This is a genomic window from Solimonas terrae, assembly GCF_011067135.1.
Taxonomy (GTDB): Bacteria; Pseudomonadota; Gammaproteobacteria; order Nevskiales; family Nevskiaceae; genus Solimonas; species Solimonas terrae.
Genome location: NZ_JAAMOW010000002.1, coordinates 385,723 through 408,115 on the forward strand (window position 1 = coordinate 385,723; position 22,393 = coordinate 408,115).

Genomic DNA, 22,393 nt, shown 5'->3' on the forward strand with positions numbered 1-22,393 from the left:
GGAGGGCCGGGTTCGGCGTCGCGCGGGATAATCCCGGCCTGCGAAAGGAGTACATCCATGCGTATCGGTACGCCCAGGGAAATCAAGAACCACGAATATCGTGTCGGCCTGACGCCGGCCGGCGTCCGCGAACTGTGCGCGCACGGGCACGAGGTTTTCATCGAGGCCGGTGCAGGGCTCGGCATCGGCATTGCCGATGAGGCCTATGTGCGGGTCGGTGCCACGATCCTGCCGACTGCGGCCGAAGTTTTTGCGACCGCGGAGATGATCATCAAGGTCAAGGAACCGCAGCCCGCCGAATGCGCGATGCTGCGCCCGCACCATGTTCTGTTCACTTACCTGCACCTCGCGCCGGACCCGGCGCAGACCAAGGCTCTGGTCGACTCGGGATGTGTTGCGATCGCCTACGAGACCGTGACCGACGCTCGCGGTGGCCTGCCGCTGCTGGCGCCGATGAGCGAGGTTGCTGGGCGCATGTCGATCCAGGCCGGCGCGCACGCGATGGAAAAGGCGCAGGGCGGCAACGGCGTGCTGCTCGGTGGTGTACCGGGCGTGCCGGCGGCGGAAGTTGTCGTGATCGGCGGCGGCGTGGTCGGCTACAACGCGGCGCGCATCGCGGTCGGCATGGGCGCGCGCGTGACGATTCTCGATCGCTCGCTGGCCCGGCTGAACTGGCTGGACACCACGTTCGACGGACGTCTGACGACCTTGTATTCGACGGTCGATGCCGTCGAGACCAGTATCGCCAGGGCCGATCTGGTGATCGGCGCGGTGCTGGTGCCCGGTGCGGCCGCGCCGAAGCTGGTGACGCGGGAGATGCTCGGGCTGATGGCCAAGGGCACGGTGATCGTCGACGTCGCGATCGACCAGGGCGGCTGTTTCGCGACCTCGAAACCGACGACGCACCAGGAGCCGACCTATCTCGTCGACGGCATCGTCCACTACTGCGTCGCCAACATGCCGGGCGGTGTTGCGCACAGTTCGACCTTCGCGCTGAGCAACGCGACCATGCCGTTCGCGCTCGCGCTCGCCGACAAGGGCTATCGCAAGGCGTTGCTCGACGACCCGCATCTGCGCGAAGGTCTGAACGTCCATCACGGCCGGATCACCTACAAGGCGGTCGCCGACGTGCTGGGTTACGACTACCTGCCGCCGCAGGAAGCATTGAAGGCCTGATTCCGCCACTGCCGGCGCCATGTCGTGGTGGCGGCAAATGTAAAGCGCGCCGGGGGGCGGACTTGCTAAGTTCCGCCCAATGCCGCCGCCGGGCTCCGGCGCGGCCATGCCTGGCCAGGGGAATCGTCATGGGTCGACGCTTTACGCGCTCTTCAATATCGCTTGCCGCCGCTTCGCTGCTGTTCTGCCTTTCGGCCACGGCGCAGGACGCGGCGACGCCCGATGCGACCGAGCCGCTACCGACGATCCCGGTCGATTCCGGCGACCAGCCACAGCCGCTGCCGGCCACCACCGCCGACGACGACCAGCAGGGATTGGCGGAGATCATCGTCACCGCACAGAAACGGGTGCAGTCGCTGCATGACGTGCCGCTGTCGGTCACCGCGGTCGGTGCCGATCAGCTGCACGACATCAATGCGTCCGATCTCACCGACGTCGCGCTGTACGTGCCGAACGCACGCGTCGATACCGACGACCTCGGCTCGCCACAGGTGTTCATCCGCGGCTTCGGCACCAATACCTTCAATCCGAGCTTCGAGAGCTCGGTCGGTTTCGTCGAGGACGACATCTTCTACGCGCGCGGCGCGTATTTCACCGAGGCGATGTTCGACATCGATCGGGTCGAAGTCCTGCGCGGCCCGCAGGGCACACTGTTCGGCAAGAACACGGTCGCCGGCCTGTACAACGTCATCAGCAAGGGGCCGACCGACACCCTGTCCGCCGATGGTCGCCTCAGTTATGCCGAAGACAACGAGAAGCGCTTCGAGGGCGGTGTCGGCGGCATGTTCAACGATTCGTTCGGCGCGCGCGTGTCGGTCCTCGCGCAGGCCCGCGACGGCGATCTCGAGAACGAATATCTCGATCGCGACGAGAACAAGATGAATCAGAAGGCGGCGCGCATCAAGCTGCGCTACCTGCCGGTCGACGATGTGCAGATGGATCTCAATCTGGTGCGTTCGGACACCAGCATCAACTTCTGGCCCTACGAGCTGTTCAATCTCGACAATGGCACGCGCCAGTATCTGCACAGCTTCGATCCGAACCTGGACGAAGATCCGTACGACTTCAAGACCTCCTTCGATGCGCCCGGCTTCATCGACAAGGGCTCGTCGACCGAAAGCCTGAAGACCGACTGGACGATCGGCGATCTCGGCCCGATCCACGATGCGCACGCCGTGCTGGTCGGCGGCTACAGCAAGCTGTACATCAATCAGCTCAATGATCTCGACGTCTCGCCGGCCGACCTGCTGCGACTCGTCAACCACGAGCACTACCATCAGACCTCGGTCGAGCTGCGTTTCAACGGCCGTGCCGACAGCCTGTTCGGTCTCGGCAAGTCGGTCGACTTCGTGACCGGCGGCTACTACTTCACGTCCGACTACCAACTGCTCGCGCAGATCAAGGCCGGCAAGGATCTGGGGTCCTATCTGCTGACGCGCGACTTTGCGCAGCTGGCCACCGGCAACCTCAATGCACCGCCGCTGACGTTGATCGATCTGCCGGGCTTCCCGATACTCGGCAGCCTGCTGTCGCCGGTGATCGGCGACGACTACTACCAGTTCGACTACGCGCAGAACGTGAAGTCGGCGGCGTTCTTCACCCAGTTCACCTGGAACCTCAGCGATCACTGGGCGCTGACACCGGGCGTCCGCGTCAATCACGAGACCAAGACCATCGACACGGCCGGCACCGGGTGCCCGGCCAAGGGCGCGGCATCGTCGATCTGCGTCACCAGCCTGCTGCTCGGTGCCAACGACTACGACGTGCCGGGCAAACGCGACGAAACCGACATCTCGCCGAAGGTCGCGCTGCAGTACATCTGGGACGAGAACCTCAACTTCTACACCAGCTATGCGCGCGGCTACAAAAGCGGTGGCTACAACTCGCTGTCGTACACCGGCACCGATCTGACCTTCAAGCCGGAGAAGGCAGCGACGACCGAAGTCGGTTTCAAGAGCCGCTTCTTCCATCACACGCTGAATTTCAACACCACGCTCTACTACACGACGCTCGACAATCTGCAGGTGCTCGCATTTCACGGCGCGACCACCAATGTCGGCAACGCCAGTGCGACGTCCAAGGGTCTGGAGTCGGATTTCCAGTGGCTCACGCCCTGGCGTTTGCTGACGATCAATGGCTCGTTCGGCCTGCTGCACGCCACCTACGATTCCTACCCGGATGCGCCGGCGCCGATTGCCAACGGCATCAATGCCACGCAGGACCTGAAGGGGCGCCGCATCGCCTTCGCTCCGAAGCAGACGGCGACCATCACGCCGATCCTGACCGTGCCGATGCCCTGGGATCTGGCGGTGCGCATTGCCGGCGATGCGATTTTCCAGGGCGACCAGTACACCGACACGGATCTGGACCCGCACACCCATGTCGGTGGCTACTGGCAGTACGCGGCGCGTGTCAGCGTCGGCGACCAGAACGACGACTGGAGCCTGACGCTCGGCGGCAGCAATCTTGGTGACAAGCGCGTGCTGAATCAGGTCACCGACGCGGTGTTGTTCCCCGGTTCGTACTACGCGCAGCAGGCGCCCGGCCGACAGCTCTATGCAGCGCTGACGCTGCATTGGTAGACGCTCAGTCGCTGACCGGCGCCGGATCGAACGGCGTCTTGCTCCGGTAGTCGCAGAGATCGACGATCGCGCAGCGTCCGCACTCGGGCTTGCGCGCCTTGCAGACGTAACGGCCGTGCAGGATCAGCCAGTGGTGCGCATCGCGCTTGAACTCGTCCGGCGTGAGCTTGAGCAACTTGTCTTCGACTTTGCGGACATTGACGCCGGGCGCAAGGCCCGTGCGATTGGCCACGCGGAAGATATGCGTATCGACGGCGATGGTGTGTTCGCCGAACGCGGTATTGAGCACGACATTCGCGGTCTTGCGGCCGACGCCGGGCAGGGCTTCCAGCGCCTCGCGATCACGCGGCACGTCGCCGCCGTGCAACTCGATCAGCTGCCGGCACAGACCGATGACGTTCTTCGCCTTGGTCTGGTACAGGCCGATGGTCTTGATGTAGTCGCGCAGGCCCGCCTCGCCGAGGGCCAGGATCGCGTCCGGCGTATTGGCGACCGGAAACAGTCGCGCCGTCGCCTTGTTGACGCCGACATCGGTGGCCTGCGCCGACAGCACGACGGCGACCAGCAACTCGAATGCCGTCGCATAGCGCAGCTCCGTGGTCGGCGACGGATTGGCGTCGCGCAGGCGGCGGTAGATTTCGGCGCGTTTGGCGGCGTTCATCGGGGTTCCGGTTTGCGCGCGGCGGCCAGCGCCCGCGCGAGCGGATCGCCGAGCTGCGGCGTTGTGCCCGGATCAGTCGAGTGGGGGCGCGTCTTGAGCATGGCCTTGCGGCGTGCGCGTTCGGCTTCGCGCTCGTCGGCCTGGCGTTGCAGGCGCAGCTTGCGCGACTTCACGCGCTGACGCGCGACCGCGCTGTCGAACGCCTGCTGCGCGACCGGTCGCATTTCGATGCAATCGACCGGGCAGGGCGGCAGGCACAGCTCGCAGCCTATGCATTCCCGCGTGATGACCGTGTGCAGATAGTGCTCGGCCCCGACGATGGCATCGGTCGGACAGGCCGGCAGACACTTCGCGCAACCGATGCAGCGGCTTTCGTCGATCAGTGCGACGCGGAACGCCATCGTTGCGTTCACTTCACCTTCATGCCCGGCGCGGCGCCGCTGTCCGGCGCCAGCAGGAACGGCCCGCCGCGCTCGTCGCTGGCCGCCAGCACCATACCTTCCGACATGCCGAACTTCATCTTGCGCGGCGCGAGATTGGCCACCATCACGGTCAGACGGCCGACCAGCGCTTCCGGCGCGTATGCCGACTTGATGCCGGCGAACACCTGGCGGCTGCCGAGCGCGCCGACATCGAGCGTCAGGCGCAGCAGCTTGGCGGCGCCGTCGATGTGCTCGGCGGCGGTGATGCGCGCGATGCGCAGATCGACCTTGCCGAAATCGTCGATGCCGATGGTCTCGCCCGCGCCTTCGTCCTGTGCTGTCTTTGCGGCCGGTGTCGCAGCTGCGGGCTTCGCCGGCTCCGGTGAGATCGGCGCCGCTTCCTCGGCCAGCATCGCCGCGATCGCCTTCGGGTCGATACGCGTGATCAGCGGCGAGTACGCGCGAATCTGGTGGCCGAGCAGGGGCTTCTTCGCATCGTTCCACTCCAGTGGCGCAATGTTGAGGAAATGCTCGACTTGAGCCGCGATGCCCGGAAGCACCGGCTTGAGGTAGACGGTGAGCTGGCGGAACAGGTTGAGGAAACTGGTGCAGACCTGCTGCAGTTCTTCGCGGCGCGCCTCGTCCCTGGCCAGCGTCCATGGTGCGATGCTCTGGATGGCGGCATTGGCGTCGTCGGCCATCAGCATGATTTCGCGCAGTGCGCTGGCGAAGTCGCCGGCTTCGAACAATTCGCGAAGATTGTCGGCTTCGCCGGCGAAGTCTTCGAACAGCGTGCGGTCATGCATCGCGACGGCCAGGTGGCCGTCGAACAGCTTGTCGATGAAACCTGCACAGCGGCTGGCGATGTTGACGTACTTGCCGACCAGATCGCTGTTGACGCGATTCGTGAAGTCGGTGAGGTTGAGATCGAGATCGTCGACGCCGCTGCCGAGCTTGGCGGCGAAGTAGTAGCGCAGATATTCCGGATTCAGGTGCTTGAGATAGCTGCGCGCCTTGATGAACGTGCCGCGGCTCTTGCTCATCTTCGCGCCGTCGATCGTCAGATAACCGTTGACGTGCAGCGCGGTCGGCGTGCGGAAGCCCGCGCCGTGCAGCATCGCCGGCCAGAACAGGCCATGGAAGTTGACGATGTCCTTGCCGATGAAATGATGCAGTTCGGTGCCCAGCGGCCAGGCACCGCCGTTGTCGGTGCTGCGCTCGGCGGCGGCGCTGGGTTGCGGGTCCCAGAACTCGGCGAAGATTTCCGCGGCGTCGCGATGATTGCCGTCGGTGGCCAGCTTCTCGCACAAGGCCTTGAACGAGGCCATGTAGCCGATCGGCGCGTCGAGCCAGACATAGAAGAACTTGCCGGGCGCGTCCGGCACGGCGAAGCCGAAGTACGGTGCGTCGCGCGAGATGTCCCAGTCCTTCAGACCGGCCGCGAACCATTCCCGGAGTTTGGCCTTGATCGACGGGTGCGCGACTTCGCCGGCCAGCCAGCCTTCGAGAAACGCCTGGAACTTCGGCAGCTCGAAGAAGAAGTGTTCGGAGTCCTTCAACACCGGCGTCGCGCCGGAAACCACCGACTTCGGATGCTTGAGATCGGTCGGCGCGTACGCCGCGCCGCAGTTCTCGCAATTGTCGCCGTACTGGTCGGCCGTACCGCAGTTCGGGCATTCGCCCTTGATGTAGCGATCGGGGAGGAACATGTCCTTCACCGGATCGTAGAGCTGCTGGATCGTGCGACGCGCGATCGCCGGCGGCATCGCGGCACGTTCGGCCGCGACCGGCGAACCTGCACGCAGGCGCGTGTAGATCAGCTCGCAGAGCAGCCGGTTCTCCTCGGAATGGGTCGAATGATAATGATCGAACTGGACCAGGAAGTCGGCGAAGTCCTGCTCGTGCTGTGCCTGGATGGTGGCGATGAAGGCCTCCGGCGCGAGACTCGCCTTTTCGGCGGCCAGCATGATCGGCGTACCGTGCGCGTCGTCGGCGCAGACGTAGTGCACCGCATGGCCCTGGATGCGCTGGAAGCGTACCCAGATGTCCGCCTGGATATAGCCGACCATGTGACCGAGATGAATCGGGCCATTGGCGTAGGGCAGGGCATTGGTGACGAGAATCTGGCGGGCCATGGCTCGAAGGAAGCGGCGAAGAGCGGGCCGCGATTATCGCACGGCATGCGCGGCGCTCCGCGCACCGGGTTCAGGTTCAATTCAGCGCTTCGACTTAGCCTCGACCCAGGCTTCGCCGGGGTTTTTCGTCATGGTCGGAACGCTGAAGGTCGCCATCGCTGCACTGGCCTTGTCGCTGCCGGTCGCAGCGGCATTTGCGGCGCCGAAGGCGCCGTCGCCCGGGCACGCCGCCGAGCACGGTGCGCACCACTACATCTACTACCCGGACAAGCGCATCTACTACGCGCCGGAAACACAGATGTGGTTCTGGCCCGACGGCGACAGCTGGATGAGCGGCGGTGCGCTGCCGGTGTTCTATCAGCAGTATGCGAGTCGTGGCTACAACGTCTATCTCGACGTGTCGCGGCCCTACGAGGCGCAACGGGATGTGAGCGCCGGTTACCGACGTCATCAATGGACACCGTATCACTACGGCGACGACAGCGATGATCGCGACGCGAGCGATCACCGCCGACACGGTGGTGCAGGAAAGTGAATGTCATGGGCGCCAGGGACGGCGCTGCCACGATGTTCATCGCTTGGTCAAGCATTCGGCGGGCCTTCGGGCCCGCCTTTCTTTTGTCCGGCCGGGGCGGGACAGCAAGCTGATTTTCAGGGCGCTCGCCATGTCGGCGGGTGATAAAAGCAGTAGGCAAGGGAGAATGAAATGGGAAGCAAGGGCAGAGCGCTGCGCCATGTCGCGGCCGGCATCATCCTGGGTTCTATGTTCGTCAATGCGCACGCTGCGGCGTCGCAGGCGATCTCCGATCAATACATCGTCGAACTGAATACGCCCGCGATCGGCACGCGCGAACACGGTCTGGGTATCGCCGCGCTGGCGCAATCGCTGCTCGTCAAGGTCGGTGGCGGACAGGTGTTCGCGCAATACGACCATGCGCTGCTCGGTTTCGCCGTGCGGCTGTCCGCAAACCAGGCGGCGGCGCTGGCGAAGCTGCCCGGCGTGCGCCGCGTCGAACCGGACCGCGTGATGACGGCCAGCGCCACCGAATCGGGCGCGACCTGGGGCCTGGATCGGGTCGACCAGACGGCGCTGCCGCTCGATGGCTTGTATCGCTATCCGGACAACGGCGGTCAGAACGTCAATATCTACGTCATCGATACCGGCATCACCGCCACGCACACCGAATTCACCGGTCGCATCGGCAACGGCCAGAACTTCGCGCCGAACAGCAACGGCCTGCTGGGCGGGTTGCTGGGTGGCCTGCTGCCGATCAGCCTGCCGTCGCTCGGCGGCCTGTTCGGCGGCAATACCGATCCGAACGACACCACCGACTGCAATGGCCATGGCACGCACGTCTCGGGCACGGCGGCCGGCACGGTCTACGGCATCGCCAAGAAGGCGACGATCCATCCGGTGCGTGTGCTCGGCTGCAGCGGCAGCGGCGCCACTTCCGGCGTGATCGCCGGCATCGACTGGGTCGCCGCCAATCGCGTGCTGCCGGCGGTCGCCAACATGTCGCTCGGTGGCAGCGATTCGGCAACCCTCGACGATGCGGTGGACAGCGCGATCGCGCAGGGCGTGACATTCGTCGTCGCGGCCGGCAACAGCAATGCCGACGCCTGCAGCGGCTCGCCGAACAAGGTGCCGGACGCGATCACGGTCGGTGCGACGACCAACGCCGATTCGCGCGATACCAGCTATTCGAACTACGGCAGCTGCGTCGACATCTTCGCGCCGGGCACCAACATCACCTCGGCCTGGGATACCAGCGACACCGCGACCAATACGATCAGCGGCACCTCGATGGCGACGCCGCACGTGACCGGCGCCGTCGCGCTGCTGCTGGGCGCCAATCCCGGCCTGAACCCGGCACAGGTGACCGACGAGCTGCTCGGCGATGCGACGCTGGGGGTGCTCAGCAATGTCGGCAGCGGTTCGCCGAACGCCTTGCTGTACGTGCGGCACTGATGGTGCCGCTGGTTCGCGGAGCGCGGATCGCTGCAGGGATGCAGATCCCGATCTGAGTTCGCGCCGGCGAACTGCCTGGCGGTAAAGCCATCCAGCCCGCAGCTGCATCGGGTACTGCGGCTGGATGGCTTCGCTTTGTGCGGTGTGTCGCCGCAAGGACGCGCATGTCTGCCGGGGCAGGCGGCTTGCGGCGCCGAGCGCGCGCCCCCGGTTCGCGCTGACGCTGTCTCAGGCGGCGCGCATCGTGTTGCCGCGCAGCATTTCGGCCAGTCGTTCCGGTGGTACCGCCGGCGAGAACAGGAAGCCCTGCGCATAGTCGACGCCGATGCTGCGCAGCATTGCCAGCTTGCGCGGGCAGTCGACGAACTCGGCGACCGTGCGCTTGCCGGCCGCGCGCGCGACCTGGTGAATGGCGCGGACGATTTCCTGGGCGAGCGGGTCGTCGGCGATGTCGCGAACGAAGCGACCGTCGATCTTGACTTCGGTGACCGGCAGCGAATGCAGGTAGCCGAACGAGCACAGACCCGAACCGAAGTCGTCGAGGCTGAAGTTGCAGCCGATCGAGCGGAAGTCCTCGATGATCTCGGCAGCGATTTCCAGCTGCGCGATCGCAGCCGTTTCGGTGATTTCGAAGCCGAGCTTGCCGGGTGGCGGCCGCAGCGCGCGGACATCGTTGAACAGGCCTTGCATGAAGCGGGCATCGGCCAGCGAGTGGGCCGACAGGTTCATCGTCAGACCATCCAGCTGTCCGACCAGCTGGGGTTGCTCCTCGATCCAGCTCAGGACGAATTGCGCAGAGTACGCGTCGAGCTCCGGCGTCAGACCGAAGTATTCGAGGGTTTCGATCGTGCCCGCCGGCAGTGACTCATAGCCGTTGCGTCCGCGCATGCGCATCAGGAACTCGGCCTTGGCGACGCGCGGCTCGCCGCCGCGGATGTCCATGATCGGCTGCGGATGCAGGGTCAGCAGACCTTCGTCGCGCAGTCGTCGGAAATTGAGCACTGCCGCGGCATCGCGGTGTGCGCAGGCGCCTTCGTGCTGCGCCGTCTTCGCCGTGACGATCTGATTCAGGCCGCGTTGCTTGGCGGCCTGGCAGGCTTCGCCGGCGGCCACGATGTGGCGTGCCCAATCCCGCTTCTGCCCGACCGTGACCAATCCCAGCGAAACGCTGAGCTCGCTTTCGCCCAGGGTCGACGGATAGCGAATGGCGCACAGCGCGTCGCGCAGACGCCGGCATTCGTCGATCGCGGTCTGGCCATGGTCGATTGCCTTGGCGGCGACGAATTCCGCGCTCCAGAGGCGAGCGGCGATGCCGCTCGGTTCGGCCCAGTGCTGCAGGGTTTCGAGTGTGCGCTCGATGATGCGGTCGCCGACTTCCGGTTCCGCCCACTGGTTGATGCTGCGCATCTGGCGGATGTCGACATACACCAGCATCGCACCCGGATAGGCATCCCAGGCTTCGAGTTGGCGGCAAAGCCGCCCGAAATTGGATGTGGGCATGACAGGCAAACGTGGCGAATCTGCCCTGTTAGCGGCCCGATCCCCGCTTCCTGAAGTCCCTGCCAAAAGAAAGGCCCCGCCGAAGCGGGGCCTTTTGAAGTTCTGCGGGATGACCGCAGGGATACTTTACTGGACGACGTGCAGCTCGACGCGGCGGTTGTTCTCGCGGCCGGCGTCGGTGTCGTTGGTGTCGATCGGGCGCGTTTCGCCGTAGCCCACCGGCGTCATGCGACCAGCCGCGACCGAGTGGTCGGTCAGGTACTTCTTGACGGCGATCGCACGGCGTTCCGACAGACCCAGGTTGTAGGCTTCCGAGCCGATGTTGTCGGTATGGCCTTCGACCTCGACCTTGACGTTCGGGTAAGCCTGCAGCGTGACCGCCACCTGATCGAGGATGCGCTGCGCTTCCGGCGTCAGGCGGTCGGAGTCGAACTCGAACTTCACGCCACGCAGGACGAAGTTCTGCTCAACCGCGCAGCCGTTGGCGTCGACCTGCTCACCCGGATGCGGCTTGCGGCAATCGCCGACCAGCGCGCAACCGTTCGGCAGCACCTTGGCGCCCGGCGGCGAGTGCGGGCACTCGTCGAGGTAGTCCGGGATGCCGTCACCGTCGGAGTCGAGCGGGCAGCCGTCCGGACCGACGGCAACACCCTTGGGCGTGTTGGCGCAACGGTCGAGGTCATCCGGGATGCCGTCACCATCGGAATCGTTGGTCGAGCAGCCGTCGGCATTGACCTTGGTGCCCTTCGGCGTGTTCGGGCACTTGTCGAGGTAATCCGGCACGCCGTCACCATCGGAATCCAGCGGGCAGCCATTGACGTCGACCTGCACACCCTTCGGCGTGTTCGGGCAGCGATCGCGGACATCCGGCACGCCATCGGCGTCGGAATCCAGCTCGCAGCCATCGGGCCCGACCTGCGTGCCCTTCGGCGTGTTCGGGCACTTGTCGAGATAATCCGGCACGCCGTCGCCATCGAGGTCGGTCGGGCAGCCATCGGAGTACACGGTCACGCCCTTCGGCGTCCCCGGGCACTTGTCGCGCGAATTCGGCACACCGTCGCCGTCGTCGTCGTTCGGATCGGCGCCGAACTTCCAGCGCAGGCCGGCAGTTGCCGTCCACAGGTAGAAAGTGGAGTCGGCAACCGGACCCTTGCCGTTGACGAAGTCGAGGTTGTATCGGCCTTCGACCCGGAAATCGAGATTCTGCGACAGGTTGAAGAAGCTGCCGAGGCCGAGTCCGACGCCCGCGCCACCGGTATTGGTGTCGAGGAACTTCAGATAGTGGCCGTTGACGTTGCCGAGCAGGTAAGGCCGCACGGTCCACTTCTCGGGAGCCAGATACTGCATCAGGCTGACGCCGAGAATCGCGCGCTTGTAGTCGTTCTGCTTGCTGAGATCCTTGACGTCGAGGTAGCTGTAGCCGCCTTCGAATTCCAGGCCGAGGTAAGGCGCAATCGAACGACCGACGGCAAGCGACCCGGCGATGCCGGAGTCGAGGTCGTTCTTGTCCGAGAACACGATGCCCACCGAGGGCGACACGTACCAGCGTCCGTCGTAGTCGGTTTGTGCGAAGGCATTGCCGACCCACAGCATGCTCGCGACGATCAGCCAACCGTATTTCCGCATTCTTCTTCTCCCAATCCCTTGTCGCGCCGCATGGTTCCGGGCCAGGCCCGTCCCTGTACCCGGACGGTAATGCTGGCTTCGAAGTGGGAACCGCGAAGCGGTATCTCGCACTTCTCTTTCATGAGGCTTTCTCGATTATGATTGCGAAACCGAACGCCGTAAATACGGTCGCGCGTCGGAAAACTGATATTCGTGGTCATCGAGAAAGGGCAGGAGCTTCCAATGAAGGCAGTGAAGGCTGTTGGCATATTGGGCGCGCTGGCCGCGCTGATGGTGTTGGGAGGATGCGGCAACGGCAGCATCAAGAGCCCGGACTTCGAGCCGGTCACCACGCTCATCAGTGTGGACATCCAGCCGGCGACCGCTGGCCAGCCCAACACGCTGCCGGCCGGTACCACGCTTTCGTATCGTGCGATGGCCACCGTCAGCGTGACGGTGCAGCCCGGCACCAAGGACGCCGCGGGCAACGAAATCGACTCGCAGACGCGCACTGAAGACGTCACTTCGAAGACCGACTGGACCAGCAGCAACATGTCGGTTGCGACCGTCAGCCAGGGTGTCGTGACAGGCCAGTCGGCGAGCGCAACGCCGGTCACGATCACGGCAAGCTATGGCGGCAAGTCCGATACCGTGCAGGTCACGGTGACGTCTGCGGTGCTGACCAGCGTCGTCTACGCGGCGGAAGCGGGCACCGCACGCACGAGCAACGATCAGTACACGGTGATCACCGGCAACAACGTGCCGTTCCAGCTCTACGGACGCTTCAGCGATCAGACCGCCAGCGACGCACCGCGTCTGCTCGACGACGCCTCGTTCGGCATCACCTGGACCAGCAGCGCCACCGATGTCGCCAACAACCCGGCGGGCGACGGCAACTTCACGACGTCGACCGCCGGCACCACCGTGATCCGCGGCACCGTCACGCAGCAGCCCGATGGTTCGGCGGTCACCGGCGTGACGCCGACATTCGCGACCGCGACGCTGGTCGTGCAGGCGGCCAATGCATTCTGCGATCGCGCATTCGTGGCCCCCAGCGCCAAGACGTCGGTCGAAACCTCGATCGGTTGCCTGGGTTGCACGGTCGCCAATCCCGAGCAGGCCATCGACGGTGATCTCAACACCGATGCGACGATGGACATTCCGCTCGGCCTGCTGCTCAGCGCGACGCTTTCGCTGAACGTGTCCGACAGCAGCAATCCGCTGACGGTCGGCAAGTCGGTCGGCCTGGTCCTGAGCCGCGACGCCGATCTGCTGTCCGCGGAACTGCTGTCGACGCTGACCGTGACCACCGTCAACTGCGACGTCAACGGCAGCAACTGCACGCCGGTCGAGACCTTCGCCGGCTCCAGCGATGCCCTGCATCTCGGCCTGCTCGGTCTGATCGGCAGCGTGCCGGAGTATCTGCTGGCCACCGATCCGATCACCCAGCCCGCCAATGGCGTGCGCCTGAGCTTCCAGGGTGGCCTGGTCAGTCTGCTGGCGTCCCTGCACGTGCATTCGGCTTGTGCGGCGACGGCCGCCAGCGCGACGCCGTAACAACACTGCTGCAACGAAAAAGGGCGCCGGATCTCCGGCGCCCTTTTTTTTCGGGCTCGACGGGCCCTAGCGGTTCGCGGCGGCGTTGGCCTCCAGCACCGTCAGTGCCGTCATGTTGACGATGCGTCGCACCGTCGTCGACGGCGTCAGGATGTGCACCGGCGCGGCGGCGCCGAGCAGGATCGGACCGATCGCGACGTTATTGCCGGCGGCCGTCTTGAGCAGGTTGTAGGCGATGTTGGCGGCATCGAGATTCGGCAGCACCAGAAGATTGGCGTTGCCGTGCAAGGTCGTCGACGGCAGGATGCTTTTGCGCATGGCATCGTCGAGCGCGCAGTCGCCGTGCATTTCGCCGTCGACCGCCAGCGTCGGTGCACGCTCGCGCAACAGGGCCAGTGTCTGGCGCATCTTCACTGCCGACGGCGCATCGGAGCTGCCGAAATTCGAGTGTGAGACCAGGGCTGCCTTCGGCTCGATGCCGAAACGGCGGATTTCGTCGGCGGCCATCAGCGTGATTTCGGCGAGCTGTTCGGCACTGGGGTCGAGATTGATGTGCGTATCGACAAGGAACAGCTGACGATCCGGCAGGATCAAGGCGTTCATTGCGCCATAGCTCGAAATGCCGGCGCGCTTGCCGATCACCTCGTCGATGTAGCGCAGATGACGTGCGACGCTGGAGATCGTGCCGCAGATCATGCCGTCGGCCTCGCCCTTCTTCAGCAGCATCGAGGCGATCAGCGTCGTGCGGCGGCGCATTTCCAGCTTGGCCTGTTGCGCGGTGATGCCGCGGCGTTCCATCAGCGCGTGATAGGCCGCCCAGTATTCGCGATAGCGCGGGTCGTGTTCGGGATTGACGATGTCGTAGTGCTGGCCTGCTTTCAGGCGCAGACCGTACTGCGAGATGCGGTGTTCGATGACCGCCGGTCGTCCGACCAGCAGCGGTCGCGCGAGCTTTTCGTCGACGGCGATCTGCACCGCGCGCAGCACGCGTTCTTCCTCGCCCTCGGCGAAAACGATGCGGCTCTTCTCCGGGGCGAGCTTGCGTGCGGCGGCGAAGATCGGCTTCATCAGCGTGCCGCTGTGGTAGACGAACTGCTGCAGGCGCTGGCGATAGAGATCGAAGTCGTCGATCGGTCGGGTGGCGACCCCGGCGTCCATCGCGGCCTGCGCCACGGCCGGCGCGATCTGCACGATCAGGCGCGGATCGAAGGGCTTGGGGATGATGTATTCCGGGCCGAAACAGAGGTCTTCGATGCCGTAGGCCTGGGCCACGACGTCGCTCTGTTCCTGGCGAGCCAGCGTCGCGATCGCATTGACCACGGCGATTTCCATCGAGCGCGTGATCGTCGTTGCGCCGACATCGAGCGCGCCACGGAAGATGAACGGAAAGCAGAGAACGTTGTTGACCTGATTCGGGTAGTCGGTGCGACCGGTGGCGATCACGGCGTCGTCACGCACCTGCCTGACTTCCTCCGGCGTGATTTCCGGCGTCGGATTGGCGAGCGCGAGGATCAACGGCCTGGCCGCCATCTTCGCGACCATCTCCGGCTTGAGCACGCCGCCGGCCGACAGGCCGAGGAACAGATCGGCGCCGTCGATCACTTCGGCCAGCGTGCGCGCGTCGGTCTTCTGCGCGTACTGCGCCTTGTCCGGGTCCATCAGCTCGGTACGGCCCTCGTGGACCACACCGGCAAGGTCGGTCAGCCAGATGTTCCGCTTCGGCAGGCCGAGATCGACCAGCAGCTCGACGCAGGCCAGCGCCGCGGCACCGGCGCCGCTGACCACCAGCTTCACTTCATCGATCTTCTTGCCGACGACGATCAGGCCATTGGTGACGGCCGCGCCGACGATGATCGCAGTGCCATGCTGATCGTCGTGGAAGACCGGAATCTTCATGCGCTTGCGCAGCTCGCGCTCGATGTAGAAGCACTCCGGCGCCTTGATGTCCTCGAGATTGATGCCGCCGAAGGTCGGTTCCAGTGCGGCGATGATCTCGATCAGCTTGTCCGGATCGCGCTGGTCGAGCTCGATGTCGAACACGTCGATGCCGGCGAACTTCTTGAACAGCACGGCCTTGCCTTCCATCACCGGCTTGGCGGCGAGCGGACCGATCGTGCCGAGACCGAGGACCGCGGTGCCGTTGCTGACGACGGCGACGAGATTGCCGCGCGCGGTGTAGCGATAGGCGTTGACCGGATCGGCGGCGATCTCCTCGCAGGCGGCGGCGACGCCGGGCGAGTAGGCGAGCGCCAGATCGCTCTGATTGGTCATCTGCTTGGTCGGCGTGACCGCGAGTTTTCCGGGCACCGGAAACTCGTGATAGTCGAGAGCGGCTTGGCGAAGGGCTTTGAGGTCGCGCATGGGTCTTCGGATCGGGTTCGCGTCGGGGGTCGCGAGCAGGCGGCGATTATAGGGAATACGGCGCAGACCGGCCGATGGCGGCGCCACGATGTTGCACAATCGGCGCGAGGCTGCGCCGGTGTCGCGGCCGTGACCAGGAGTCCCGATGCCCGAGGCACCGCCACGCACCGCCGTCCGCATCCGCTCGATCTTCAGCGGATCGATCGGCAACCTCGTCGAGTGGTACGACTGGTACGTCTACTCGGCGTTTTCGCTGTATTTCGCGAAAGCCTTCTTTCCGGAGGGCGACCGCACCACGCAGCTGCTCAACACCGCCGCGGTGTTCGCGATCGGCTTTCTGATGCGGCCGATCGGGGGCTGGCTGCTCGGCTGGTATGCCGACCGTCACGGGCGTCGCGCGGCGCTGCTGCTGTCGGTCTGGCTGATGTGCTTCGGTTCGCTGGCGATCGCGCTGACGCCGGGCTACGCGACGATCGGTGTCGCCGCGCCGATCCTGCTGGTGATCTCGCGTCTCGTGCAGGGGCTGTCGCTGGGCGGCGAGTACGGTACGTCGGCGACCTATCTGTCGGAAATGGCGACACGCGAACACCGTGGTTTCTATTCGAGCTTCCAGTACGTGACCCTGATCGCCGGTCAGTTGCTGGCGATCGGCGTGCTGATCCTGCTGCAGTTCGTGCTGCTGACGCCGGCGCAGCTGGAGAGCTGGGGCTGGCGCATTCCGTTCGTGATCGGCGCCGGCTGCGCGATCGTCGCGATGGTTCTGCGCCGCAGCATGGCGGAGACCGAATCGTTCCAGCGTCGCGGTGCGCTGCGCGACACCGGTCTGCTGCGCGAATTGGCCAGGCATCCGAAGGCACTTGCCACCGTCGTCGGCCTGACCATGGGCGGCACCCTGGCTTTTTACACCTACACCACGTACATGCAGAAATATCTGGTCAATACCGCCGGCTTCAGCAAGGCCGACTCGACCCTGATTTCCGCCGCGACGCTGTTTCTCTACATGCTGCTGCAACCGCTCATCGGCGCCTTGTCCGATCGCATCGGCCGGCGTCCGATCCTGATCGCGTTCGGCGTGCTCGGCACGCTGCTGACGGTGCCGATCCTGTCGGCGCTCGGCGAGATCAGGACGGTCTGGGGCGCGTTCTGGCTGATCATGGGCGCGCTGCTGATCGTCAGCGGCTACACGTCGATCAACGCCATCGTCAAGGCCGAGTTGTTCCCGACCGAAATCCGCGCGATCGGGGTCGGGCTGCCATACGCACTGACCGTATCGATCTTCGGCGGCACGGCCGAGTACATCGCGCTGTGGTTCAAGCATGTCGGCCATGAAAGCGGTTACGCCTGGTATGTGACGGTGTGCATCGCGATTTCGCTGCTGATCTACGTCGGCATGCGCGACACCAGGGCGCACTCGCGGATCAGCGAGGATTGAAGCGCGCGGCGGCGCGTGCCTCGATACACCGCGCTGCGCGCGGCACTCGGCATGAACGGCTTGTGGTGCGACCAGCACGCCCTTCGCCGGTCATCCCGAGTGCGGGGCCGCAGGCCTCGTGTATCGAGGGCCTCAGGCACGGCCGTCGAGCTGCAATGCCGACGGCACTTCGTCGGATGGGGCGTGCAGCTCGCGATTCAGGTGCTCGACATCGAGTTCGTGCTCCCAGCGCGAAACGACGATGGTGGCGACGCCGTTGCCGATGATGTTGGTGATTGCGCGCGCCTCGCTCATGAAGCGGTCGATGCCGAGAATCAGCGCGAGGCCGGCGACCGGCACCGAGGGTACGACGGTCAAGGTCGCGGCCAGCGTGATGAAGCCGGTACCGGTGACGCCGGACGCGCCCTTCGACGTCAGCATCGCCACCGCCAGCAGCGTGAGTTCCTGGGTCAGCGTCAGATCGACGTTCAGCGCCTGTGCGACGAAGATCGCCGCCAGCGTCAGGTAGATGTTGGTGCCGTCGAGATTGAACGAGTAGCCACTGGGGATCACCAGGCCGACGATGGCGCGCGGGCAGCCCAGCCGTTCGAGCTTCTGCATCAGGGGCACCAGTGCCGATTCCGACGACGAAGTGCCCAGCACCAGCAGCAACTCGTCGCGGATGTAGCGCAGGAAGCGCAGGATCGAAAAGCCGGTGACGCGCGCGATGCCGCCGAGCACCAGCAGCACGAACAGCACGCAGGCCAGATAGAAGCAGCCCATCAGCTTGAGCAGGGGACCGAGACTGTCGACGCCGTACTTGCCGATGGTGAACGCCATCGCGCCACCGGCGCCGAGCGGCGCCAGCTTCATCACCATCGCGATCATGCGGAAGAACGCCTGCGACAGGCTTTCGAGCAGACCGACGACGGGCTTCGCTGCCTCGCCGATCTGCATCAGCGCGAAGCCGAACAGCAGGGCGAGAAGCAGCACCTGCAGCAGATCGCCATCGCCGGTGAACGCGTCGATGAAGGTCTTGGGAATGATGTGCATCAGGAACTGCACGGTCGACTGCTCGTGCGCCTGCTGCGCGTAATGCGCGACCGCGCCGGCATCGAGCGTCGCGGGGTCGACGTCGAAGCCGGCGCCGGGTTTCAGCAGATTGACGACCAGCAGGCCGATCAGCAGCGCGAAGCTGGACACGACCTCGAAATACAGGATGGCCTTGCCGCCGACGCGGCCGACCTTCTTGACGTCGGCGACGCCGGCGACGCCGAGCACGACCGTCAGGAAGATCACCGGCGCGATCAGCATCTTGATCAGGGCGATGAAACCGTCGCCGAGCGGCTTGAGCTGCACGGCGATGCCCGGCGCGAAATGGCCGAGCAGTCCGCCGGCGATGATGGCCGACAGCACGACCAGATAGAAACGTGAGGCCTTCGATTTCATTTCCGCGCGCGCTCCAACGCAAGCCATCGGAATGAGGCGAGGATGTCAGTCCCCCGTCGGCATTCCAATAACACCTTAGGACTACCGCGACGCGGCGCCGATGGGCAGATGACAGAATGCGGCATGGGTCCGAGCATGCCAAGGCGGGAGCTGCCGTGCGCTGGTCGCTGAAGGCGCGGCTGCGTGCGTATCGCCACGCGCTGGCGCTGGCCATGCTGCTGCTCGGCGGCGCGCTGCTGATCGGTCTGCTGGTGGCGCACTATGCCGGGCGCCGCGCGCTCGAACAGGACGCCGCGCAGGCGCGCGTGCAACTGCAGCTCTACGCCGATGCCTTGCGTCGCTATGTCGATCGCTACCGCACCCTGCCGGCGGTACTGGCGCTGGAACCGGAGCTGCGACAGGCACTGAGCGGGCCGCCGGATGCGGCCGCGCGCGCGCGCCTCGATGCGCGACTCGAAGAGGTCAACGGGGTCACGCGCTCGTCGACCCTGACGCTGATCGATCGTCGCGGTCTGAGCATTGCCGCCAGCAACTGGCGCCTGCCGTCGAGCAATGTCGGCTACGACTACGCGTTCCGGCCCTATTTCCAGCAAGCGGTCAGCACCGGCCACGGCAGTTTCTATGGCGTCGGTGCGACCACCGGCGTCGCCGGCTATTTTCTCTCCGAGGCCGTCCACGATGCAGCCGGCGCGGTGCTGGGCGTGGTGGTCATCAAGCTCGATCTGCAGGAGCTGGAGACGCAGTGGGCGACCAGCACCGACATCGTCTTCCTGTCCGACGAACACGGGGTGATCTTTCTCGCCAACCGGCCGGCCTGGCGCTACCGCGAACTGCACCCGCTGGCGGCGGACGAAGCGGCGCAGATCGGCCGCAGCCGGCAATACGCGGATCTGCCGCTGCGCGCGCTGGACCTGCCGGTGGCGCCGCCGGCGGGTGACCGCCTGCGGCGTGTGCAGATCAAGGCACCGGACGCACCGCGCGTGCGTCTCGACGTGCTCTGGCAATCGCTGCCGCTGAGTGGCGAGCACTGGACCTTGCATCTGCTGCGCGATACCGCAGCGGCGCGTGCCGCCGGACGGATCGCCGGGCTCGCCGCGGCCGGTGCCTGGCTGGCGCTGCTGCTGCTCGCGCTGTTCGTGCAGAGCCGCGCCCGGCTGGCGAGCCTGCGCAAGCGCAGTCGCGAGGAACTCGAAGAGATGGTCAAGCAGCATGCGGCGGCGCTGCGCACCGCGCGCGACGGCGTCGTCGAAGCGGCGCGTCGTGCCGCGCTCGGCCAGAGCGCAAGCCTCGATCATCTGCCGCAGGGTGTCAGCGTCGTCGATGCCGAGCTGCGGCTGGTAGCCTGGAACAAGCGTTATGTCGACATCTTCCGCTACCCGTCGGAGCTGATGCAGATCGGCCGGCCGATCGACGATCTGTTCCGTTTCAACGCGCAGCGCGGCCTGCTCGGCGACGGCGACTACGACGAGGCGATTCGCCGCCGCCTCGAACACCTGCGCGCCGGCACGCCCTATCTGCACGAGCGCGAACGCCCGGACGGCACGGTGCTGGAGATTCGCGGCAATCCGCTGCCGGGCGGCGGCTTCGTCACCAGCTACGCCGACATCACCCAGTACAAGAACGCGGCGCGCGATCTGCGTACGCTGGCGGTCACGCTGGAACGCCGCATCGAGGAACGTACCGAAGATCTGCAGCTGGCCAAGGGCGAGGCAGAGCGCGCCAATCTCTACAAGACGCGCTTCGTCGCGGCCGCAGTCCACGATCTGCTGCAGCCGCTCAACGCTGCGCGCATGTTCGTTTCGGCCTTGCGCAACCGCGTTGCGGCGGGCGAGGCGCAGACCCTGATCGACAACGTCGACGAGGCCCTGTCGGCACAGGACGCGCTGCTCGCCGGACTGCTCGACATTTCGCGTCTGGAATCCGGCACGCTCGATGTGCGTCGGCGCGATCTGCGGCTGGACGCGCTGCTCGACACGCTGGCGCGCGAGTTCGGTGTGCTCGCAGAGTCGCGCGGCCTGCGCCTCGACTACGTGCCGACGCGCGCGATCGTGCATACCGACGAAGACCTGCTGCGCCGCATCGTCCAGAACTTCCTGTCGAACGCGATCCGCTATACGCCGCGCGGACGCATCGTGCTCGGCTGCCGGCGCGCCGGCGAGGCCGTGCGCATCGAGGTCTGGGACACCGGCGTCGGCATTCCCGACGCCCAGCGCGCGGTGATCTTCGAGGAGTTCCGGCGGCTGGATACCGGCCGCAATGCCCAGGAGCGCGGTGCCGGGCTGGGCCTGGCGATCGTCGAGCGCGTCGCTCGACTGCTCGGTCATCGCGTCGCGCTGCGTTCGTGGCCGGGCCGCGGCAGTGTGTTCTCGGTCACCGTGCCGCGCGGCGATCCGGCGCGCATTGCGGTGACGACGCCGGCACCGGCGCGCATCGACGATTCACCGCTGCGCGGCTTGCGGCTCTGGTGTCTGGACGACGACGGGCGCGTGCGCGAAGCGACGCGCGCCCTGCTCGAAACCTGGGGATGCACGGTCGGCCTTTACGCCGATGCCGAAGCCGCGCTCGCCGCGGCCGATCCGCAGGCGGTGCCCGACCTGATGCTGCTCGACTACCGGCTCGGCAGCGGCGAAGGTCCGGACTGCCTGCCGGCACTGAACGCACGCTGGGGCCGCAGCGTGCCGGTGATCGTCATCTCGGCGGAGCGCGACGCGGCACTGCTGGCGCGCGCCCGCGAGGCCGGCTGGGGCTTTCTCGCCAAGCCGATCCGGCCGGCCGCCTTACGAGCGCTGATCAGCCGGCTCGTCGTCCGCCGCGTCTGAATCCCCGTCGCCCGGCGCACGTTCACGCTCGGGAGGCGGATCGGGTTCCAGCGCCTTGACCAGCAGTGCCGCCTGCATGCGGCTGTGGCACTCGAGCTTGCGCAGGATCGCGGTGACATGAACCTTGACCGTGTTCTCGGCCAGCCCCAGCTCGTAGGCGATCTGCTTGTTGAGCAGTCCGTCGGCCAGGCACATCAGCACGCGCACCTGTTGCGGCGTGAGCTGCGCGAGCCTGGCTGCCAGCTGTTCGTCCGCTTCGCTCTTTTCGGCAAGCGGCGGAAACCAGACGCCGCCGTCGAGTACCGTCTGCAGCGCCTCGATCATTCTCGCGACCGGCGTCGATTTCGGGATGAACCCGGCGGCGCCGAACTGCTGTGCGCGGCGGATCGTGCGGGGATGGTCGTTCGACGAGATCACGACTACCGGCAGGTCCGGGCGTTCGCCGCGCAGGAACACCAGCGACGAGAAGCCGCGCGCGCCCGGCATGTGCAGATCGAGCAGCACCAAATCGAGATCGGCGTGCGCGTGCACGGCCTCTTCGAGCGTACGCAGGCTCGAGGCTTCGACCGGTGCGCTGCCGGCCAGCATGCCCTGCAGTGCGTGCGAGATCGCGATGCGGAACAGCGGGTGATCGTCGGCAATCAGCAGCTTCATCGGCGCAGGGTCATCGGGCGGAACGCCGTCGGCGGGCATGCGCTTACCTTGGGACAGCGGAGACGGCCGCGCAAGCGCGACCGTCTCGTGGC

15 protein-coding genes are annotated in these 22,393 nt (G+C 65.9%); 7 read left to right on the top strand and 8 right to left on the bottom strand.

Features of this window, described 5'->3' with window-relative positions; all coding sequences use genetic code 11:
• Window positions 1-57 precede the first annotated feature (57 nt).
• On the top strand, window positions 58-1,176 hold the full coding sequence (gene ald / locus G7Y85_RS05300) for an alanine dehydrogenase (RefSeq protein WP_166252886.1): 1,119 nt from the start codon (window positions 58-60) through the stop codon (window positions 1,174-1,176).
• A 128-nt stretch (window positions 1,177-1,304) separates the two neighbouring features.
• Window positions 1,305-3,758 carry a TonB-dependent receptor gene (locus G7Y85_RS05305; protein ID WP_166252888.1) on the top strand — a complete coding sequence of 818 codons (2,454 nt, stop codon included), beginning with the start codon at window positions 1,305-1,307 and terminating at the stop codon, window positions 3,756-3,758.
• 4 nt (window positions 3,759-3,762) lie between these two features.
• Here the strand turns inward: G7Y85_RS05305 and nth are convergent, their stop codons facing one another.
• Genes nth through metG form a run of 3 tightly spaced genes read right to left on the bottom strand, consistent with a single transcriptional unit; the run spans window position 3,763 to window position 6,976 of the window.
• Window positions 3,763-4,419: an endonuclease III gene (nth, locus tag G7Y85_RS05310; RefSeq protein WP_166252890.1), complete on the bottom strand. Its 657-nt coding sequence runs from the start codon at window positions 4,417-4,419 to the stop codon at window positions 3,763-3,765.
• Window positions 4,416-4,832, bottom strand: coding sequence for an RnfABCDGE type electron transport complex subunit B (locus tag G7Y85_RS05315; protein ID WP_366514916.1), 417 nt, complete (start codon window positions 4,830-4,832; stop codon window positions 4,416-4,418). Before G7Y85_RS05315 ends, nth begins: the two co-directional genes overlap by 4 nt.
• Complete coding sequence (gene metG, locus G7Y85_RS05320) at window positions 4,829-6,976, bottom strand: methionine--tRNA ligase (protein ID WP_166252892.1); 2,148 nt, start codon at window positions 6,974-6,976, stop codon at window positions 4,829-4,831. The genes G7Y85_RS05315 and metG overlap by 4 nt, the downstream gene beginning before the upstream one ends.
• Window positions 6,977-7,106: 130 nt before the next feature.
• On the opposite strand from metG, the gene G7Y85_RS05325 reads away from it, so the two are divergent.
• A complete protein-coding gene (locus tag G7Y85_RS05325) occupies window positions 7,107-7,511 on the top strand; it encodes a hypothetical protein (protein WP_166252894.1) in 405 nt (134 codons plus the stop codon).
• Between the two features lie 171 nt (window positions 7,512-7,682).
• Window positions 7,683-8,945 (top strand): S8 family peptidase, encoded by a 1,263-nt coding sequence (locus G7Y85_RS05330; protein WP_166252896.1) that lies wholly within the window; start codon window positions 7,683-7,685, stop codon window positions 8,943-8,945.
• Window positions 8,946-9,173: 228 nt separating this feature from the next.
• Here G7Y85_RS05330 and G7Y85_RS05335 read toward each other — a convergent pair whose 3' ends face one another.
• Together G7Y85_RS05335 and G7Y85_RS05340 are read right to left on the bottom strand one after the other, a co-directional pair.
• On the bottom strand, window positions 9,174-10,445 hold the full coding sequence (locus G7Y85_RS05335) for an EAL domain-containing protein (protein ID WP_166252899.1): 1,272 nt from the start codon (window positions 10,443-10,445) through the stop codon (window positions 9,174-9,176).
• 126 nt (window positions 10,446-10,571) lie between these two features.
• The gene (locus tag G7Y85_RS05340; RefSeq protein WP_166252902.1) at window positions 10,572-12,071 is read right to left on the bottom strand and encodes an OmpA family protein; all 1,500 of its coding nucleotides are present in this window, start codon (window positions 12,069-12,071) and stop codon (window positions 10,572-10,574) included.
• Between the two features lie 222 nt (window positions 12,072-12,293).
• On the opposite strand from G7Y85_RS05340, the gene G7Y85_RS05345 reads away from it, so the two are divergent.
• Window positions 12,294-13,607 carry a hypothetical protein gene (locus G7Y85_RS05345; RefSeq protein WP_166252905.1) on the top strand — a complete coding sequence of 438 codons (1,314 nt, stop codon included), beginning with the start codon at window positions 12,294-12,296 and terminating at the stop codon, window positions 13,605-13,607.
• Between the two features lie 66 nt (window positions 13,608-13,673).
• Here the strand turns inward: G7Y85_RS05345 and G7Y85_RS05350 are convergent, their stop codons facing one another.
• Window positions 13,674-15,968 (bottom strand): NADP-dependent malic enzyme, encoded by a 2,295-nt coding sequence (locus G7Y85_RS05350; protein ID WP_166252908.1) that lies wholly within the window; start codon window positions 15,966-15,968, stop codon window positions 13,674-13,676.
• A 145-nt stretch (window positions 15,969-16,113) separates the two neighbouring features.
• On the opposite strand from G7Y85_RS05350, the gene G7Y85_RS05355 reads away from it, so the two are divergent.
• Window positions 16,114-17,400: an MFS transporter gene (locus tag G7Y85_RS05355; protein WP_166252911.1), complete on the top strand. Its 1,287-nt coding sequence runs from the start codon at window positions 16,114-16,116 to the stop codon at window positions 17,398-17,400.
• A gap of 132 nt (window positions 17,401-17,532) precedes the next feature.
• Here the strand turns inward: G7Y85_RS05355 and G7Y85_RS05360 are convergent, their stop codons facing one another.
• Window positions 17,533-18,828: a dicarboxylate/amino acid:cation symporter gene (locus tag G7Y85_RS05360; RefSeq protein ID WP_166252914.1), complete on the bottom strand. Its 1,296-nt coding sequence runs from the start codon at window positions 18,826-18,828 to the stop codon at window positions 17,533-17,535.
• 212 nt (window positions 18,829-19,040) lie between these two features.
• Here G7Y85_RS05360 and G7Y85_RS05365 point away from each other — a divergent pair, with 212 nt between their 5' ends.
• The gene (locus G7Y85_RS05365; protein ID WP_206675512.1) at window positions 19,041-21,647 is read left to right on the top strand and encodes a hybrid sensor histidine kinase/response regulator; all 2,607 of its coding nucleotides are present in this window, start codon (window positions 19,041-19,043) and stop codon (window positions 21,645-21,647) included.
• On the opposite strand, the gene G7Y85_RS05370 is transcribed toward G7Y85_RS05365, so the two are convergent.
• Complete coding sequence (locus tag G7Y85_RS05370) at window positions 21,606-22,301, bottom strand: LuxR C-terminal-related transcriptional regulator (protein ID WP_166252920.1); 696 nt, start codon at window positions 22,299-22,301, stop codon at window positions 21,606-21,608. The genes G7Y85_RS05365 and G7Y85_RS05370 overlap by 42 nt on opposite strands.
• Window positions 22,302-22,393 lie beyond the last annotated feature (92 nt).

Coding starts and splice junctions, on each gene's coding strand:
- G7Y85_RS05370 (WP_166252920.1), bottom strand. CDS start 22,301: ATGAAGCTGCTGATTGCCGACGATCACCCGCTGTTCCGCATCGCGATC.
- G7Y85_RS05340 (WP_166252902.1), bottom strand. CDS start 12,071: ATGCGGAAATACGGTTGGCTGATCGTCGCGAGCATGCTGTGGGTCGGC.
- G7Y85_RS05360 (WP_166252914.1), bottom strand. CDS start 18,828: ATGAAATCGAAGGCCTCACGTTTCTATCTGGTCGTGCTGTCGGCCATC.
- G7Y85_RS05350 (WP_166252908.1), bottom strand. CDS start 15,968: ATGCGCGACCTCAAAGCCCTTCGCCAAGCCGCTCTCGACTATCACGAG.
- G7Y85_RS05355 (WP_166252911.1), top strand. CDS start 16,114: ATGCCCGAGGCACCGCCACGCACCGCCGTCCGCATCCGCTCGATCTTC.
- G7Y85_RS05335 (WP_166252899.1), bottom strand. CDS start 10,445: ATGCCCACATCCAATTTCGGGCGGCTTTGCCGCCAACTCGAAGCCTGG.
- G7Y85_RS05305 (WP_166252888.1), top strand. CDS start 1,305: ATGGGTCGACGCTTTACGCGCTCTTCAATATCGCTTGCCGCCGCTTCG.
- G7Y85_RS05330 (WP_166252896.1), top strand. CDS start 7,683: ATGGGAAGCAAGGGCAGAGCGCTGCGCCATGTCGCGGCCGGCATCATC.
- ald (WP_166252886.1), top strand. CDS start 58: ATGCGTATCGGTACGCCCAGGGAAATCAAGAACCACGAATATCGTGTC.
- G7Y85_RS05365 (WP_206675512.1), top strand. CDS start 19,041: ATGCTGCTGCTCGGCGGCGCGCTGCTGATCGGTCTGCTGGTGGCGCAC.
- G7Y85_RS05325 (WP_166252894.1), top strand. CDS start 7,107: ATGGTCGGAACGCTGAAGGTCGCCATCGCTGCACTGGCCTTGTCGCTG.
- metG (WP_166252892.1), bottom strand. CDS start 6,976: ATGGCCCGCCAGATTCTCGTCACCAATGCCCTGCCCTACGCCAATGGC.
- G7Y85_RS05345 (WP_166252905.1), top strand. CDS start 12,294: ATGAAGGCAGTGAAGGCTGTTGGCATATTGGGCGCGCTGGCCGCGCTG.
- nth (WP_166252890.1), bottom strand. CDS start 4,419: ATGAACGCCGCCAAACGCGCCGAAATCTACCGCCGCCTGCGCGACGCC.